Annotated in this window: 16 protein-coding genes and 1 other annotated feature; of the genes, 13 read left to right on the forward strand and 3 right to left on the reverse strand. The window is 38.6% G+C overall.

The window, feature by feature from the left end:
• Window positions 1–47: 47 nt before the first annotated feature.
• Window positions 48–893, forward strand: a complete 846-nt coding sequence (locus tag AA980_RS01100; protein WP_024028450.1) for a hypothetical protein — start codon at window positions 48–50, stop codon at window positions 891–893.
• 93 nt (window positions 894–986) lie between these two features.
• On the opposite strand, the gene AA980_RS01105 is transcribed toward AA980_RS01100, so the two are convergent.
• Window positions 987–1283, reverse strand: a complete 297-nt coding sequence (locus AA980_RS01105) for a hypothetical protein (protein WP_024028449.1) — start codon at window positions 1281–1283, stop codon at window positions 987–989.
• Window positions 1284–1474: 191 nt separating this feature from the next.
• Between AA980_RS01105 and AA980_RS01110 the strand changes: the two genes are divergently transcribed.
• The 9 genes from AA980_RS01110 (at window position 1475) to AA980_RS01150 (ending at window position 11853) form a co-directional block, all read left to right on the forward strand.
• Complete coding sequence (locus AA980_RS01110) at window positions 1475–2407, forward strand: beta-ketoacyl-ACP synthase III (protein ID WP_024028448.1); 933 nt, start codon at window positions 1475–1477, stop codon at window positions 2405–2407.
• Window positions 2408–2458: 51 nt separating this feature from the next.
• Window positions 2459–3697 carry a beta-ketoacyl-ACP synthase II gene (gene fabF / locus AA980_RS01115; RefSeq protein WP_024028447.1) on the forward strand — a complete coding sequence of 413 codons (1239 nt, stop codon included), beginning with the start codon at window positions 2459–2461 and terminating at the stop codon, window positions 3695–3697.
• 211 nt (window positions 3698–3908) lie between these two features.
• The gene (locus AA980_RS01120; protein WP_024028446.1) at window positions 3909–4676 is read left to right on the forward strand and encodes a DUF2268 domain-containing protein; all 768 of its coding nucleotides are present in this window, start codon (window positions 3909–3911) and stop codon (window positions 4674–4676) included.
• A gap of 173 nt (window positions 4677–4849) precedes the next feature.
• Window positions 4850–5872, forward strand: coding sequence for an ABC transporter ATP-binding protein (locus AA980_RS01125; RefSeq protein WP_024028445.1), 1023 nt, complete (start codon window positions 4850–4852; stop codon window positions 5870–5872).
• Window positions 5872–6882, forward strand: a complete 1011-nt coding sequence (locus AA980_RS01130) for an ABC transporter ATP-binding protein (protein WP_024028444.1) — start codon at window positions 5872–5874, stop codon at window positions 6880–6882. The genes AA980_RS01125 and AA980_RS01130 overlap by 1 nt, the downstream gene beginning before the upstream one ends.
• A 77-nt stretch (window positions 6883–6959) precedes the next feature.
• Window positions 6960–8681 carry an oligopeptide ABC transporter substrate-binding protein gene (gene opp4A / locus AA980_RS01135; protein ID WP_024028443.1) on the forward strand — a complete coding sequence of 574 codons (1722 nt, stop codon included), beginning with the start codon at window positions 6960–6962 and terminating at the stop codon, window positions 8679–8681.
• A 183-nt stretch (window positions 8682–8864) separates the two neighbouring features.
• Window positions 8865–9830: an oligopeptide ABC transporter permease gene (opp4B, locus tag AA980_RS01140; protein ID WP_024028442.1), complete on the forward strand. Its 966-nt coding sequence runs from the start codon at window positions 8865–8867 to the stop codon at window positions 9828–9830.
• Window positions 9831–9841: 11 nt separating this feature from the next.
• Complete coding sequence (gene opp4C, locus AA980_RS01145; protein WP_024028441.1) at window positions 9842–10753, forward strand: oligopeptide ABC transporter permease; 912 nt, start codon at window positions 9842–9844, stop codon at window positions 10751–10753.
• Between the two features lie 353 nt (window positions 10754–11106).
• A complete protein-coding gene (locus tag AA980_RS01150; RefSeq protein WP_024031035.1) occupies window positions 11107–11853 on the forward strand; it encodes a YjbA family protein in 747 nt (248 codons plus the stop codon).
• A 64-nt stretch (window positions 11854–11917) separates the two neighbouring features.
• Here the strand turns inward: AA980_RS01150 and trpS are convergent, their stop codons facing one another.
• Window positions 11918–12907: a tryptophan--tRNA ligase gene (gene trpS / locus AA980_RS01155; RefSeq protein WP_024031034.1), complete on the reverse strand. Its 990-nt coding sequence runs from the start codon at window positions 12905–12907 to the stop codon at window positions 11918–11920.
• A 53-nt stretch (window positions 12908–12960) separates the two neighbouring features.
• Window positions 12961–13215: a binding site (T-box leader), on the reverse strand.
• A gap of 55 nt (window positions 13216–13270) precedes the next feature.
• Window positions 13271–13627, reverse strand: coding sequence for a DUF3899 domain-containing protein (locus AA980_RS01160; RefSeq protein WP_024031033.1), 357 nt, complete (start codon window positions 13625–13627; stop codon window positions 13271–13273).
• Window positions 13628–13849: 222 nt separating this feature from the next.
• Between AA980_RS01160 and AA980_RS01165 the strand changes: the two genes are divergently transcribed.
• The 3 genes from AA980_RS01165 (at window position 13850) to opp3C (ending at window position 17636) form a co-directional block, all read left to right on the forward strand.
• Window positions 13850–15565, forward strand: a complete 1716-nt coding sequence (locus AA980_RS01165; RefSeq protein ID WP_024031032.1) for a peptide ABC transporter substrate-binding protein — start codon at window positions 13850–13852, stop codon at window positions 15563–15565.
• A 113-nt stretch (window positions 15566–15678) separates the two neighbouring features.
• Entirely contained in the window at window positions 15679–16611 is a 933-nt protein-coding gene (opp3b, locus tag AA980_RS01170; RefSeq protein WP_024031031.1) for an oligopeptide ABC transporter permease, read from the forward strand.
• On the forward strand, window positions 16608–17636 hold the full coding sequence (opp3C, locus tag AA980_RS01175) for an oligopeptide ABC transporter permease (RefSeq protein WP_024031030.1): 1029 nt from the start codon (window positions 16608–16610) through the stop codon (window positions 17634–17636). The genes opp3b and opp3C overlap by 4 nt, the downstream gene beginning before the upstream one ends.
• Window positions 17637–17639 lie beyond the last annotated feature (3 nt).

The raw sequence follows: 17639 nt of genomic DNA on the forward strand, positions 1-17639 counted from the left end.
GAACCGCATAGGATTCTATAAGGGCTAGATTTGGGGAGGAAGATTCAATGGACAAGGCTGTTATATTTGGTGTTTACGAATTTGTCAGTTTTCATGCTTGCAAAACACTGCTTGATAAGGGTGTAGAGGTTGTAGGCATTCATATAAATGAAATAGAAAATAATTTTTTTCTTGAGGACAAGAGACTTGAGATCGGCCGGAATGCAAACTTTAATGAACAAACATTAGCAGAGCTGGAAAATTACCGTGAGGAAGCCGATGTAAAAACTGCTTTTATTCTTTCAGTATACGATTTATATGTCCTCAACAAGGAAGCAATTTTACGAAAAGAAAAGGTAATAGAATCGATATTTCACTTTTTGGAACGTAATCAAAACCATATTGAATTAATCCTTCTATTGCCAATTCAAATGCTTGGCACGAACAGGGAGATAGAATTAACTGATTTCTTAAATAAAGCGGGGAGCCGGGTGAAGAATAGCCAAATATTTTATTTGCCAGCCATCTATGGACCCTGGCAGCCAAAGGCATTTTTGTTTCAGCAGGCGATTATTTCAAAATTCCAAAAGCAGGAACTCAGGATGGCAAACAGGGAATGGACTAATGATGTTCTTTTTGTGGAGGATGCTGCAGCATCCATTTTTGAAATCCTGGAAACAAGAAAATACGGGGGCCTTCGCAAAAGTTATCTGCTAATAAGCGGAAAGAAGAGTTATTGGACCAGTTGTGCCGCTTTTCTTCACATAGAAGAAGCTTTGGTAAAATCCAACACTTGTGAACCATTGAATGTGGATAATGAAATTGTCACAGTTTCCGTAAACGTAACTTCCATTGAAGATTCAATCACCAAACAAATAGAACATGTAAACCGACTATTCCCAACCGATTTGTAAAGTCACCTGGATTTTGCTAATCGTAACCACTTTAAATAATCTCCAAAACCTAGGTTGGAGGAAAAGAAATAAGCTGCCGCCTTTGTGTGCAGCTTATTTCTTTTTCCAAATTTGTTGGATAAATGGATACACCTGTTGAAATAATGGCTTTAAACCTTGGATAGATTCCCAAAAGGTATCGATGTGCATCATGAGTTCCTCATAATCTAGATTGGATTGGTTGTAAACTTGCTCTTGATTCTCTACATGATGAGAATGTCCTCTCCTGCGGCCAAACATTAAAGCGGTGAACGGATCTAGTTCCATTTTATCTTCTGATTTATGTTCTTTCAGGTCATCAATTTCTAGTTCATCATCTCTTTCCAGACTTTCCCCTTCCTGCTCATCCATTATCATAGCTTCCCCTTTCCGCATATGTCTTTTAATTATAATATGATAAAACGAATAAAAGGAATGTACGTTAGCGGAGTATAAAAAGGAAGAAACAGTTGCCTAACTTGAGGTTCATTTGATAAAATTAGTACCAAGTCTTAATAATTGATATAAATCTAGTAGAGCCAAATAAAAAGGAGCTGGAACTTGTGAGAGCTGGCATTGTTGGAATTGGCAGGTATTTACCTGAAAAAATTGTCACCAATCATGATTTAGAAAAAATGATGGATACCTCAGATGAGTGGATTCGTACTAGAACAGGAATTGAGGAAAGACGAATTGCAGCGGAAGATGTTGATACATCGGATATGGCATTTGCAGCAGCTCAAAAGGCTATTGAAGATGCAGGAATTACCGCAGAAGAGATTGATTTGATTTTGGTTGCTACGGTTACTCCAGATACCCCTTTTCCTTCTGTAGCCTGTAGAATTCAAGAAAGGTTAGGGGCCGTGAAAGCAGCGGCAATGGATGTCAGTGCGGCTTGTGCAGGGTTTATGTATGGAATTGTGACAGCCAAACAGTTTATCGAGTCCGAAGTTTATAAAAATGTACTTGTAGTTGGTGTTGAAAAGCTATCCAAAATCACGGATTGGAATGACCGAAATACAGCCGTTTTATTTGGCGACGGAGCTGGAGCTGCTATTATCGGACCTGTTTCAGGAAATAGGGGGATTTTATCCTTTGAGCTTGGTGCAGATGGAACAGGAGCTAAACACCTTTACCAAGACGAGTATATCATTATGAATGGGCGGGAAGTATTCAAGTTTGCTGTCCGTCAAATGGGCGAAAGCTGTGTCCATGTGTTAGAAAAGGCTGGTTTAACAAAAGAGGATGTTGATTTCCTCATCCCGCACCAAGCCAATATACGAATCATGGAAGCATCTAGGCAAAGATTAGAGCTGCCTGCCGAGAAAATGTCGAAAACAGTGCAGAAATATGGCAATACCTCTTCGGCGTCCATACCAATTTCGATTGTCGAAGAAATAGAAGCTGGAAAAATAAAAGATGATGACGTTATCGTCATGGTTGGCTTTGGCGGCGGTCTTACCTGGGGTGCTATTGCGGTAAGATGGGGAAAATAATTTTTGATATTATTTATATAGGGAAAGTTATAGAGAAAAGGAGATGGAAAAATGGAAAAGCGTAGAGTGGTTGTGACGGGTATCGGTGCGGTAACTCCGCTGGGACTCGATGCAGATACAACTTGGAAAGGTATTCTTGAAGGAAAATCAGGTGTAGGGCCGCTGACAAGGGTCAATGCAGATGAGTATCCGGCAAAGGTTGCAGCAGAAGTAACAGACTTTAATCCGGAAACGTTTATAGATAGAAAAGATGCCAGAAAAATGGACCGATTTACTCAGTTTGCTGTAGCATCCGCAATAATGGCAGTTAAAGATGCCGATTTAACGATCAATGAAGAAAACTCTCATCGTGTAGGTGTCTGGATTGGTTCTGGAATTGGCGGAATGGAAACATTTGAACAACAATATGAAATTTTTCAAAAAAGAGGGTACAAACGTGTCAGCCCATTCTTTGTACCAATGTTAATTCCGGATATGGCAACTGGCCAGGTTTCAATTACTCTTGGGGCAAGAGGCTTCAATTCTTGTACTGTTACAGCCTGTGCAACAGGAACGAATTCTATTGGTGATGCCTTTAAAGTAATTCAACGCGGCGATGCTGATGTCATGGTATCGGGGGGTGCTGAAGCACCTATTACCAAGATGTCTGTGGCCGGGTTCTGTGCCAATACAGCTCTTTCTACCAATCCAGACCCGCAATCAGCTAGCAGACCATTTGATAAAAATCGCGATGGCTTTGTTATTGGTGAAGGTGCCGGAATTGTTATTTTGGAAGAATTAGAGCATGCCTTAGCTCGTGGCGCAAAAATTTATGCGGAAATCGTTGGCTATGGTGCAACAGGTGATGCCTACCATATTACCGCACCGGCTCCAGGTGGAGAAGGCGGTGCGCGGGCGATGAAAATGGCGATTAATGATGGCGGATTAAAGCCTGAAGATATTGACTATATTAATGCCCACGGTACAAGTACCGAATATAACGATAAATTCGAAACGCTGGCAGTGAAAGAAGTATTTGGCGAACATGCTTACAAGGTAGCAATGAGCTCTACGAAATCGATGACCGGTCATCTTCTTGGAGCAGCCGGCGGAGTGGAAGCCATCTTTACTGTGCTGGCAATGAGAGATAGTATGCTCCCGCCAACCATTAATTATGAAACACCAGACCCGGATTGTGACTTGGATTATGTCGTAAATACAGCACGTCCAAAAGAAATTAAGGCAGCAATGAGCAATTCACTGGGCTTCGGAGGTCATAACGCAACGATTGTGTTTAAAAAATACGAATAAGAAAAGCGCAAGCGACCTTTTAGCGGCGCTTGCGCTGGACAATTCTCATAGTTCAATGATAGCAATTCTGATATTAGTAAAAATTAGGCTCGGCCAGACAAATTTCTGGCCGAGCTTTTTATATTTCTCATTCCTGCAAACCAAAGAACCTCTTTAAATAACATTCATAAAATGTTCAAGAGGGAGAACTTGCGGTGAATGGGGTGAAGCAATGGGCATTATTCAAACGGATCAATGGCTGCAGAAGGAATTTGACCGCCCAGTGAAACTATGCAAAAGGCTGCAGCCATATTTTAAAGACCAAACAGCGAATGGAATATATGATCAATTAGTGAGTTTTGGGATGTACCGGCCATCACGGCCCGCTTTAAGCAATTTAAATTGGATGGTTGAACAAAAAGCATGGGATAAGGTGGGAAAGCTTTTTCAAAAGTATAAAACTAAATGGAATGGCCCAGACATTCCTGTATTCCTGTTTCCTTTGGCGCAGAATCGCGGTTTTTTTATAAGAGAAGAAAAAAGCAAAGCTGGAGTATCATTCCCGGATAAAATGTTCCTTTTTCTTTCGCAGTATGAAGATCCGAAAGAAATCGAAGCCCTTTTGGTGCATGAATACCACCATGTTTGCAGGCTCCGGATGCTCAATAAAAAAATGCAAGACTACACATTGCTCGATTCTATTGTCATTGAGGGGCTGGCAGAATATGCCGTATTAAAAAACTGCGGCCAGGAATATTTAGCTAGCTGGTGCAATATGTATACAGAAAAAGAGATTTCAAGATTTTGGGAACAGTATTTGAAAAAACACTTAGGCAAGAAAAAGAATGAAAGAGCACACGACGAACTTCTATATGGAGGCGGGAGGATTCCCAAATTACTCGGTTATGCTGTCGGGTATAATATTATTGGAAAATTTTATGAAGAGCATAATTATTCTACAAAACTATCTTTTAAAATTCCAGCAGAGAAATATCTATAATTTAAAGAAAGTCAACAAAGAAAAGCCTATCATTTCGGGCTTTTTTTGTTTCTGATAGCATGAATGTTAACGAATCTTTAAAAAAGTCTTGCAATTGTAACAATTCTGTAATAGAATTCTATTTAAATATAACAAATAAACAGAATAATTCAAAAAAAGTAAGAAGGTGTATTATGAGCACAAAAAAAATGCTGCGTAATGAGGCACCATTGCTCGAAGTGAAAAATTTAGAGACTGCCTTTGATATTGAAGGAACCGATTATAATGCAGTAGATAATGTTTCATTCAAAGTAAAGCCGCGGCAAATTGTTGGAATTGTAGGTGAGTCTGGCTGCGGAAAATCTGTTATGAGTTTATCGATTATGAAGCTGCTCCCAAAGGGAATTGGAAAGGTTAAGTCAGGTGAAATCATTTTTGATGGCATAAATCTCGAGAAAATGTCTGAATCGCAAATCAATAAAATTCGCGGAAAAGATGTTTCGATGATTTTCCAAGAGCCAATGACCTCTTTAAATCCTGTATTCACAATTGGCTATCAACTGCAAGAAGTTCTTTTTAATCATATGAAGATTTCAAAACAGGAGGCGCGTCAGAAAGCAATTGCGCTATTAAAAAGTGTTGGAATCTCACGGCCTGAAAAACTTGTTGATGAATATCCGCATCAATTATCTGGCGGAATGAGGCAGCGGGTTATGATTGCGATTGCGATTGCCTGCCAGCCAAAATTATTAATCGCTGATGAGCCAACAACGGCTCTTGATGTAACGGTTCAAGCACAAATTCTTGAGCTTTTAAAAGAAATTCAAGCCGTAAATGATATGTCAGTCATTCTAATCACCCATGATTTAGGGGTAGTAGCGGAAATGTGTGACGAAGTCATCGTAATGTATGCCGGGAAGATTGTCGAACGTGCCGACGTCGATACTCTATTCCATAACCCGAAACATCCATATACCACTTTACTCTTGGGAGCTATCCCGAAAATGGATGAACAGGAAGAACGATTAAGCTCGATTAAGGGGATCGTTCCGTCTCTTACTAATATGCCAAAAGTCGGGTGTCGATTTGCCCATCGTTGTCCAAAAGCAATGCCAGAATGCTTTACAGTGACCCCAGTACTAGGAGATGTCGAACAGGACCATGAGGTTGCCTGTTTGCTCTATGAAACTAGTAAACCTAGAGAAGGGGTGAAATAATGAGTACAACATCTGTACATAAAGGGAAAGAAAAAACTTCCACTGATTCCGAAAATCTATTAGAGATTAAAAATCTTAAAACCTATTATCCTGTTAAAGGCGGTTTTTTCAAACGCACCGTGGGCAATGTAAAAGCAGTTGATAACGTTTCTTTTGAAATAAAGAAAGGTGAAACGCTTGGACTAGTAGGTGAATCAGGCTGCGGGAAATCAACTGCAGGCCGGACGATTTTACGGTTATTAAGACCAACTGATGGAAAGATTATCTTTGATGGTAAAGATATTACCAAAGTATCTGGGAAATCACTGCGGGAGATTCGTAAAGATATGCAAATGGTCTTCCAAGATCCATATGCTTCCTTGAACCCGATGCAAATGGTAGGAGATATTATCGCTGAGCCGATTTACAACTTTTCTAAGAAAAGCAAGGCTGAACTTAAGAATGAGGTCATGGATTTACTAGATAAAGTTGGGTTGCCGCCTGATGCTTATTACAAATATGCACATGAATTTTCCGGCGGTCAGCGTCAGAGAATCGGGATAGCCAGGTCTCTGGCATTACGACCGAAATTAATTATAGCCGATGAACCTGTTTCAGCACTCGATGTATCCGTGCAATCACAGGTCTTAAATCTATTAAAAGATTTACAAAAAGAATTTGATTTAACATTTTTATTTATCGCACATGACTTAAGCGTTGTTAAACATATGAGTGATCGAATAGGAGTAATGTACCTAGGTAATATGGTTGAGGTAGCGGATAAAGGCCTCCTTTATGCAGAACCTCTCCACCCATATACACAGGCTTTAATATCGGCGATTCCATCTCCGGACCCAAGGATAAAGAAGGAAAGAATTATTTTAAAAGGTGATGTGCCGAGCCCGATCAATCCGCCTTCTGGATGCCCGTTCCATCCGCGCTGTCCAATGGCAATGGAGGAGTGTTCGAAGACAAAACCTGTATTAAAGGAGGTGAAGCCATCTCATCGAGTAGCTTGCCACCTTTATTAAAAAAGCGGAGATGCCAAGGCGCTTCTGCTAGTCAGTAATCAAATTTATCCAAACAAAATTTTATAGGGGGGAAACAAATGAAGAAGAGAAGTATGTTAATGCTTGCTGCATTAATGCTTGTCCTGTCAGCTTTTTTGGCAGCTTGCAGCGGCGGCGGCGAAAAAGCAAATACGAAGGATAAGGAAAAAGATAAGCCATCAAGTGGTGAAACAGCTGATAAAGTACAGGATGGCGGGACATTAGTGTACGCGTTAGACTCTGCGCCGGAAGGGAAATTTAACTTTTCATTCCTTGGAAATGTTACTGACGAAGAAGTAGTTGACTTCTTTGACGAGAACTTAATTAAATTTGATGACAAACTGAAGCCGCAGCCTCATATTGCATCATGGACAACGGATGACAATAAGGTTTATAAGTTTGAAATTAAAAAAGGTGTTAAATGGCACAATGGCGATGAATTATCCGTTAAAGACTGGGAATTCGCGTTAAAAGTAGTTGCTGATAAGGACTATGAGGGTCCACGTTTTGAGAACGTTGTAAATATTGAAGGTGCTCAAGATTATCACGATGGTAAAGCAACAGAAATCTCTGGTATTAAAGTAGACGATGATTACCATATCCAAATTACATTTGATAAAGCACGTGTAAACAACTTAGAAAACCTACACACATATCCAATGAACCGTAATGCATTTAAAGGTATCGCTGTAAAGGACATGATGGCTTCTGAAACAGTCCGTACTAAGCCTGTTGGTTTAGGACCATTTAAAGTAGCAAAAATTGTTCCTGGGGAATCAGTAGAAATGGAACGTTTCGATGAGTACTTCGGCGGAAAGCCGCATATGGATAAAGTTGTCATAAAAGTAATCGATCCATCTTTATCTGTTGGTGAACTTAAAAACGGTACGCTTGATATGACTTCTTTCCACCCAAGTATTATTGATCAAGTTAAAGCGCTCGATAATGTAGAAGCAGTAACATATCCTGGCTTAAGCTATTACTATGTTGGCTTCAGATTAGGTACATGGGATGGCAGCAAAAACGTAATGAATGAACAAAAATATCAAAATGTAAAATTACGTGAAGCGATGTATTATGCAATTAACCGGGAAGAGTGGGTTAAAGCGTTCTTCTTCGGAGTGGGTAAACCAGTTAACCGTCCAGTACCAACAAATCACTGGATTGCAGCTGATAATAAAGATCTTGAACAATTCGAGTATAATCCTGAAAAGGCGAAACAATTGTTAGACGAGGCTGGGTATAAAGATATTGACGGCGATGGTTTCCGTGAAGATCCAAACGGCAAGAAATTTGTTGTAAACTTCTCACACTACGCAACACAAAACCCAACATTCGAATCTCGTGCTAAAGCATTGACGCAATATTGGGAAGAAGTTGGCTTGAAAACAAAGCTTACGATGACTGATGCAAACCTTTACTATGACATGCTTGAAAAAGCTGATAAGTCAATGGAAGTATTCTTCGGCGGCTGGTCAACTGGTGCAGATCCAGATCCAACTGCACTTTGGAGTTCTAAAGCACTATGGAACTATCCTCGCTGGGTAAATGCTGATAGCGACAAATTCCTAAGTGATGCTATCGATATGGACGTTGTTGGGACAGATGCCGATAAACGTAAACAACTTTATGTTGATTGGCAAAAACTATTCATGAAAGAACTTCCTGCATTACCGATTGCTGAGCTTGAAGAAACAATGGCAGTAAGCAAGCGTGTTCAAGGTGTGACATTTGACGTGTCAGGTAAGAACCGTCCAAATGAATGGTGGATTAAGCAATAACTGAAGCAGACTAATATGTAATGGACTTGTGTTAAATGCTTCATATGATTTAATTTATAACTCATGCAAGTTCAATTGGGGTGAGTTTGAAGGAGCATTCTTTCAATACTTCTCCCAATTGGACTGAGCCTTGAGTTACATACACCACTGTGAAACACAAGTTTATAGACAAGGAGAATGCACATGCTAAAGTATGCATTTCGAAGAATTTTGGGCATGATTCCGATGTTATTTTTAATCTCCATTGTAGTCTTTACCTTGGCAAAATTAATGCCGGGGGATTCTTTTTCAGGAGAAATCGACCCAACAAAAACAAACCCACAATATATCGCTGAGATGCGTGAAAAATTAGGCTATAATGACCCATTACCGCAACAATATTTTCGCTGGATTGGCAAATTCGTTGAAGGTGATTTTGGCAAGTCAACACGTTATAAAATAAAAGTATCAGAGGTAATTAGTGAAAAACTACCAAATACCTTATTACTAGGCTTTTCTTCCATCATCATTACATATATCCTTGCCTTCTTTATGGGATTATATTCTGGCCGAAAACCATATACAGTTGCAGATAACTTAATCGGAGGGTTAAATTATTTAGGGTTATCGATTCCATCCTTTATCGCCGGGGTATTTGCTATCTTTCTATTTTCCTTTACGCTTGGATGGTTTCCGTCCAATGGCTCTATTGATATCGGCATGACAGAGGGTACATTTGAATATTGGTTAAGCCGTCTTCACCATGTATTTTTACCAGCCGTCGTCTTAGGATTATTAAGTACGGCAAGTTACACCCAATTTTTACGCAATGATATTATTGAAAATAGCCGAAAAGATTTTGTCCGCACAGCCCGTGCTAAAGGGACAACAGAAAAAAAGATCTACAATGTTCATATTTTAAGGAATTCAATTATTCCACTTATTACATTTTTAGGGTTTGATTTAGTAGCTATTATTAGCGGTGCAATCATAACTGAAACGATTTTTACTTATCCAGGTCTAGGACAACTATTCTTACAATCCGTGGGCACTAGGGATTATCCAGTTTTAATGACGTTGACAATGTTATTCTCCTTCTTAACACTGATCGGCAACCTTTTAGCTGATATTTTATATGGTGTTGTAGATCCGAGAATTAGGTTAGATTAGGGGGAATAGAGATGGAAATTTTGACAGAAAAGGATACAAATATTAGTGCAGCACCCCCGAAAAAAAGCTCATCACAATGGGCAATTGCCCGTAAAAAATTCTTAAAGAATAAACTTGCTTTGACAAGTCTCATCTTTTTAATATTTGTTGCGATTATTTCATTCTTGGCACCGTATATAACCACCGCAGACGTTACAAGAATTAATATTGGCGAAATGTCGCTTGAGCCATCAAGTCAGCATTGGCTTGGAACAGATAAAGCAGGCCGTGATGTTTTTACAAGATTATTGTATGGCGGCCGAATCTCATTGCTAGTTGGTATGAGCTGTACGCTATTTGTTATATTGCTTGGGACTTTAATCGGCGCTGTTGCTGGGTATTTTGGTGGTACAGTTGATAGTTTATTAATGAGATTTACTGATTTTATCTTGAACTTCCCTTTTCTAGTGTTTGTAATAGTCTTAAATGCAATTCTTTTTGGGAAAGTGAATGGACTATGGGTTTTAATTGGTGTCATCAGCTTGCTTAGCTGGGGTGGAATTGCCAGGATTGTCCGCAGTAAAATCCTTGCTGAAAAAGAAAATGAATATATTATTGCTGCCGTTTCAATTGGCTGTTCACCGGCAAAGATAATTGTCAAACACCTATTACCGAATGTTTTATCGACAATTATTGTCCAAGCTACGATTACTTTTGCATCAATGATTGTAATTGAATCAGCTTTAAGCTTTCTTGGCTTTGGTGTACCACAAGAGATTCCAAGCTGGGGGAATATGCTTGATTCTGCAATTGAACCAGATGTACTGCAGTTTAAATTATGGATTTGGATGCCGCCGGCTATCCTGATCACCATCACCATTTTATCGATTAACTTCATTGGTGAAGGTTTAAAAGATGCCTTTAATCCTAAATCAAGAAGATAAAAATCTACCATGACAAAATGGTAGATTTTTTTTGCTTTAAATTTAGTTGTGTTAAAGCACATTGTTGATTTTGAGCACAATGTTGATTGGAGTGGAAGGAGCGAGACTCCTGCGGGAGCAGCGGGACAGGTGAGACCCCGCTTATCTCTTAGCGCCGAGGAGGCTCACCGCCCGCCCCGCGGAAAGCTCGCTCCTGGAACGGAAATCAACATTCACTTTTAACACAGTCTAAAATTTAAACATAATAATCCTGAATCATTTACGATTGGAGCAAAATATATATTAAGGAATAATTTAACTTACCTCTGCCCATACTGATTGACAAACAGTTTCTTGAAGTGAGGGGTTGTCCAATGTTGTATCTTCATGATGTTTGGGTAAATTGGTTTGAAGGGGAAGAAAACGGTTATAATGTCTGTCACTTTCATGAATGGCGGAAGGACGATGGTGTGGAGCTACTAGACCAAGTACCGCTAATTAAAATTGAACCGGTTTTATTTAACTATATTGAGAATGATTTATCTGAGTTGCCGGAACAGCTGCTTGCTGATATTTATCAGAAAGCCTATTTAAGAAAAAACCATGAAAGAGTCCAACTTGACTATTGCTTTGTTGTGACAGATGGAATTGGAATTTTAGCAATTGATACGATTGGATACACCATTCCGATTCGAAAAAGCAGGCTTATCCCAAGACAAGAACAGCTTGTTTACGAAATGATTAGTCAGCATGATGCTAAACAGTACCTTTATTACGACCAGCCAAAAATGAAAAATTTCCATATTCTATCGCCTGAGCCGGAACTGATGAGAGGATTAACAAGGAAGGAACGGCAATTAAAACAGCTGTTATTTATGGCCCTTGATCAATTGCTCTCATCAAATAATCAAGCAGAAGTGCGGTATTGGTATACCGAATGGTGTCCAGAGCAATATTCAACAATCCAAGAAATGGATTTCGAAGATGCTAGGGAACAACTGTTCGAGGAAATCAAATATGGCTGGTCGAACCGGCATGAGTCATTCTGTGAGAATCTAATTAAAGGGCAGCCATTTTTTGAAAAGCTCTGGGAAATGGAGCATGGTCCTAAAGTAAACTAAAAGCCTGACCCAAAAGGTATTAACTACATACCTTTTGCGGACAGGCTTTTTATTTGCAATAAGATTATCTTCTTTTCCGACCTAGCCCCATTGCATTTTCCATTTTCTTAAGGGTTTTATTTGCTGCCTGATTTGCTTTTTCAGCCCCGCGGTCCAAAATATCGTCAAGTTCACTTGATTCCATTAAACTATAGTATTTATCCTGAATCGGCTTAAAGAAATTAACAACCACTTCAGCTAAATCGCCTTTAAAATCTCCGTACCCTTTACCGGCATACATTTGCTCTAAATCGGTAATCGATTTTTCAGCCAATATCGAGTAAATTGAGAGCAGATTGGAAACACCTGGTTTATTTTCTTTATCAAATTTAACAATTCCCTCTGAATCAGTAACTGCAGACTTAATTTTCTTGACGATTTGATTAGGCTCATCCAATAGCGTAATGAAGCCCTTTTTATTCGGGTCGGATTTACTCATTTTTTTCGTTGGTTCCTGAAGTGACATAATGCGTGCTCCAACCTTAGGAATACTGATTTCAGGAACGGTAAGAATGTCATTATACTTCTTGTTAAATCTCTCAGCTAAGTCCCTTGTCAATTCCATATGCTGTTTCTGATCTTCACCGACAGGTACTAGGTCAGTGTTATACAATAGAATATCAGCAGCCATTAGCGGCGGATACGTTAAAAGACTAGCCTGAACCGCATCCTTTCCTGTCGATTTATCTTTAAACTGGGTCATTCTTTCTAATTCCCCGATATAGGAAACACATTGCATCAACCATCCGGCTTGAGCATGTGCTGGAACTTCTGATTGAATAAAAAGGGTAGCCTTTTCTGGATCTAAACCAACTGCAAGATACAAGGCAGCTAAACTTCTAATGTTTTTCCGAAGTGTCACGGGGTCTTGCGGAACAGTAATCGCATGCTGGTCTACTATACAAAAAAAGCAATTATATTCGTTTTGCAGATCGACAAACTGCTTTAAGGCCCCAATATAGTTGCCAAGCGTAATCGTACCACTCGGCTGAATACCTGAAAAAATCGTTTTCATAGCAAAATTCCTCCTAAATATAAATAAAAAAAACCATTCGTTCCCATAAAATTGCTAGGGACGAATGGTTCGCGGTACCACCCTAAATTACTCGCATAGGAGTCACTCAGCTCCATAATTGTCTGTTTAGACATTCTGGAATCCTTTTAACGCAAGGAAACGTCTACTCCTACTATTTCAATCCTTTTGATAAAAGGTTCAGAAAGAAGCTCAAAAGTCCATTCCGTATTTTTTCGCGTTTGTTTTCACCAGCCACAAACTCTCTGAAACGAATAAGAATACGTACTACTCTTTATCATTGCTTTATAACTTTATTTGGATTATTCACATTATATATGAATTCCATATTTAATTTCAAGTGAGTTAGAAATAATAAGCAAGTAGGGCAACCATCATGAGTAATCCAGTGACTAAACCATAAAACAAAAGCGGCCTTTGATTTACCGTTATAAGTTGAGATAATCCTGGGACTTCATCGAATCTCCTTTTATCCTTCCCTCTTGAAAAGGCAAGATTTAAGGACCGAGAGAATACATCATAGAACCCACTTTGAATGGTATAAATTAATAATGCTAATAATAGAAAAATTGCCGTAAAGTAAAAAGATATATTGATATAGCTAACTAGAGAAATATTACGATAAAAGAGAAAAGAAATAATAAAAATCGCAACCTGTGTAAGCGTTACCGCGAATAATCTTTTCTTGAGCACATTTTTCACGAAAAAACCTCCGAAACATTGATGGACTAAGGATTGCCTTATATATATTATACCCGAAAATCTGTATAAGTCTAAATTATATCACAGGAAAATGTAATGATAACGTAAGAATTGTATCTTTTCTGTAAATTAAATTTGAAAAAGTAATGTACAATTTCTAAAAAATATGTATAATAGGAAATGTAGTAATTTTTCAGAATAATAGAAAAGGGAGGTCTACAAGTGAAGAAATCAAAACTTTCACTACTTTTAGTACTATCTCTAGTTCTTAGCATGTTCCTTGCAGCATGTTCAGGCGGAGATAAGAATGAAGGCAAAGACACTGGTAAAAATGAAGGCAAAGATAAGCCTGTTACAGAGGAAAGCAAATTAGCTGATAAACAAGAACTTAATGTTTTTGAATCTGCTGAAATTCCTACAATGGACAGCGTTTTAGGAACTGACGTTATGAGTTTCACAACGTTGAACGCTGTAAACGAAGGTATGTATCGTTTAGACCAAGATCAAAAGGTAGTACCTGCTGGCGCTGAAGCAATGCCAGAATACAATGCTGACAAAACAGAATTAACTGTTAAATTACGAAAAGATGCAAAATGGTCTAATGGTGACCCTGTAACTGCTCATGATTATGTATATGCATGGCAGCGTGCAATCGATCCAAAAACAGCATCAGAATACGGTCCATACTTCATGGAAGGTAAAGTTAAAAACGCTGATGCAATTATCGCAAAGAAAGATAAAGCAACTGCTGAAGATATCAAGTCTCTAGGAATTGTAGCTGAAGATGATTATACTTTAAAAATCACTTTAGAAAGACCAATTCCATATATTGAATCTTTCATTACATTCCAATTGTTCTATCCACAAAATCAAAAATATGTTGAAGCACAAGGTAAAGACTATGCCAAAGATGCCGCTCATATTCTTTATAATGGTCCATTCAAAATGACCAAATGGGATGGCCCTACTGCAACTGAATGGGTTTTAGAGAAAAACGAATCGTATCATAGTGCTAAAGATGTAACGTTAACAAAAATTAACTTTAACGTATCTAAAGATCCACAAGCATCTGCGAACGCATTTACTGCGGGCGAAGTTGATATTACACCAAAGCTTGGCCAAGCTGCGATTATTTCACAATTTGAAGGTTCTAAAGAGCTAATCCAATATCAAGAACCATCTCTTTTCTGGATTAAAATGAACGAGAAGAATAAAGCATTGAAAAACATTAATATTCGTAAAGCAATTGCTTTATCTATCGATAAACAAGCCTTAGTTGATGATGTATTAGCTAACGGATCAATTGCTGCTGATTTCCTAGTACCTAAAGGATTTGCTTTCCTTGATGGTAAAGATTTCCGTGAAGGTACAAAACCATACCTAGCGATGAATAAAGAAGAAGCTAAAAAACTTTGGGAAAAAGGCTTATCTGAGCTAGGTGTTAAAGAATTAGCGCTTAATTATGTAGGTGGCGATACCGAAACATCTAAAGTTTCTGATTCATTCATCAAAAATCAGTTAGAAACGAACCTTCCTGGGTTAAAGCTTACAATTCAACCGGTACCATTTAAAATCCGTATCGACCGTGAACAAAAAATGGATTATGATTTATTATTCACTGGATGGGGTCCAGACTATGCTGACCCAATGACATTTATGGATTTAATGCTTACTGGCGGAGATCACAACAAAATGGATTACAGCAGTGCTGAATATGATAAGCTAGTTAGAGCTGCTCAAACAGATTTAGCTGCTAAAGACGAAGAACGTTGGAAAGCTCTTCAAGACGCTGAAAAAATCTTAATTGAAGATGACGCAGCAATCGCTCCAGTGTATCAACGTACAGTTAACCTTTTAATTAATGAAAAGGTTCAAGGCTTTGCTCACCATGCATTTGGTCCTGATTATAGTTACCAATGGATTAAAATCCTTAAATAGTAGCTATACTAATCAAATAGGAAGAGAGTATATTAAAAAAAATATACTCTCTTTTTACCTGTGATGGAATTGTCGAAAAATGTCGAAAATTAAACCAATTAGGAGGTGTAGGCATGGCGAAATACTTATTGCAACGATTTCTCTATATGATTCTTACGCTGTTCATTGTTGCATCGATTACTTTTTTCCTCATGAAGCTAATTCCAGGAAGTCCATTTAATACTTTCCAAAAACTCTCAGTAGCCCAACAGAACATTCTGCTGGAAAAGTATGGATTAAAGGACCCATTGCCTGTTCAATATTTTAATTATATGAAGAATTTGGTAAAGGGTGATTTGGGAGTCTCCTTTCAATTCAATAATACCCCTGTAACGGAACTGCTTGGAAATCGAATTGGACCATCGGCGATTTTAGGTTTGCAGGCTATGGTTTTGGGCGCAATAGCTGGGATCTTTTTAGGTACCATTTCTGCGCTTAAGCAAAATACTTGGATAGATTATGGCTCTACTTTTATTGCTGTAATTGGTAAATCAATCCCTTCATTTATTTTTGCGGGATTGCTGCAGTATTACATTGCTGTTAAATTAGGCTGGCTACCTGTTATGTTGTGGAAAGGGCCGGAATACACGATCCTGCCTACAATTGCCTTAGCAATGTTCCCAATTTCAATTGCGGCTCGTTTTATGCGAACAGAAATGATTGATGTATTGGGGTCTGATTATATTACTTTGGCAAAAGCAAAGGGTGCAAGCTTTTGGCAAATTAGCTTTAAGCACGCAATAAGAAACGCATTAATACCTGTAGTTACGGTTATGGGTCCCTTGGCCATTAGCTTAATGACAGGTTCACTAGTAATTGAAAAGATTTTTGGAATTCCTGGACTGGGAGAGCAGTTTGTTAAATCAATCGGTACCAATGATTATCCAGTCATTATGGGAACCAACCTTTTATTTGCTACTTTATTCGTAGTCATTATTTTAGTTGTTGATATTCTTTATGGAATTATCGACCCACGTATTCGTATTTCGGGGGGGAAAGCAAAATGATCAATAAAGAAGATACCATTTCTAAGGATATGTTTGCACCCGCCCATGTTGATCCATCTAAAAGTGAAAAAATTGCTAAGCCAAGTTTGAACTTCTGGCAGGATTCTTGGTTCCGGGTAAGGAAAAATAAGGCTGCAGTCGTAAGTATGGTAATACTCGTTATTCTCATTATTATGGCTTTTGTGGGTCCATTATTAACACCGTATGCTTACGATACCCAAAATACGAAACACAATAACCTGCCACCAAGAATTCAAGGCTTAGAGAATGTACATTGGCTTCCTTTTGACGGGACACTAACCAGAAGAGACGGGAATGTATATAACGCTTATGAAGTGCGTAAAATTGATGCTTATTATTGGTTTGGAACTGATAACTTAGGTCGTGACCTTTTCGCACGGACTTGGGAAGGTACACAGGTTTCATTATTTATTGCTTTCATGGCGGCATTGATTGATATGCTAGTTGGGGTATCATATGGAGCCATATCTGGTTATTTAGGTGGTAGAACAGATAGTTTCATGCAGCGGATTATCGAGGTTATTGTCGGCATACCGAACTTGATTGTTGTTGTATTAATGATCTTAGTCTTAAAGCCGGGAATAATGCCGATTATCATAGCCTTGTCCATTACTGGATGGACAAGCATGGCACGTGTTGTCCGCGGGCAAGTATTAAAATATAAAGGCCAGGAATTTGTTTTGGCGGCTAAAACATTAGGGGCATCGGATACATCGATTATTTTCAAGCATATGATTCCTAACATGTTTGGGGTTATTATCATAAATACGATGTTTTCAATTCCGAGTGCCATTTTCTTCGAAGCGTTTTTAAGTTTTATTGGCTTAGGTCTTCAAGACCCACACGCATCTTTAGGAACATTAGTTAATGATGGATTTGTATCGATGATTGCTTTTCCATATCAAATGATTATTCCTTCCATTATGATTGCGTTAATAATGATATGCTTTAACTTGGTAGCTGACGGATTACGAGACGCATTAGATCCAAAAATGCGAGATTAAAAG

Source organism: Neobacillus vireti, assembly GCF_001026695.1.
GTDB classification, from domain to species: domain Bacteria; phylum Bacillota; class Bacilli; order Bacillales; family Cytobacillaceae; genus Neobacillus; species Neobacillus vireti.

What these genes read in the sequence shown, in the direction of transcription:
- trpS (WP_024031034.1), bottom strand. Translation starts at nt 12,907, where the DNA reads ATGAAAACGATTTTTTCAGGTATTCAGCCGAGTGGTACGATTACGCTT.
- fabF (WP_024028447.1), top strand. Translation starts at nt 2,459, where the DNA reads ATGGAAAAGCGTAGAGTGGTTGTGACGGGTATCGGTGCGGTAACTCCG.
- AA980_RS01100 (WP_024028450.1), top strand. Translation starts at nt 48, where the DNA reads ATGGACAAGGCTGTTATATTTGGTGTTTACGAATTTGTCAGTTTTCAT.
- AA980_RS01150 (WP_024031035.1), top strand. Translation starts at nt 11,107, where the DNA reads ATGTTGTATCTTCATGATGTTTGGGTAAATTGGTTTGAAGGGGAAGAA.
- AA980_RS01130 (WP_024028444.1), top strand. Translation starts at nt 5,872, where the DNA reads ATGAGTACAACATCTGTACATAAAGGGAAAGAAAAAACTTCCACTGAT.
- opp4C (WP_024028441.1), top strand. Translation starts at nt 9,842, where the DNA reads ATGGAAATTTTGACAGAAAAGGATACAAATATTAGTGCAGCACCCCCG.
- AA980_RS01105 (WP_024028449.1), bottom strand. Translation starts at nt 1,283, where the DNA reads ATGGATGAGCAGGAAGGGGAAAGTCTGGAAAGAGATGATGAACTAGAA.
- AA980_RS01125 (WP_024028445.1), top strand. Translation starts at nt 4,850, where the DNA reads ATGAGCACAAAAAAAATGCTGCGTAATGAGGCACCATTGCTCGAAGTG.
- AA980_RS01120 (WP_024028446.1), top strand. Translation starts at nt 3,909, where the DNA reads ATGGGCATTATTCAAACGGATCAATGGCTGCAGAAGGAATTTGACCGC.
- opp4A (WP_024028443.1), top strand. Translation starts at nt 6,960, where the DNA reads ATGAAGAAGAGAAGTATGTTAATGCTTGCTGCATTAATGCTTGTCCTG.
- opp4B (WP_024028442.1), top strand. Translation starts at nt 8,865, where the DNA reads ATGCTAAAGTATGCATTTCGAAGAATTTTGGGCATGATTCCGATGTTA.
- opp3b (WP_024031031.1), top strand. Translation starts at nt 15,679, where the DNA reads ATGGCGAAATACTTATTGCAACGATTTCTCTATATGATTCTTACGCTG.
- opp3C (WP_024031030.1), top strand. Translation starts at nt 16,608, where the DNA reads ATGATCAATAAAGAAGATACCATTTCTAAGGATATGTTTGCACCCGCC.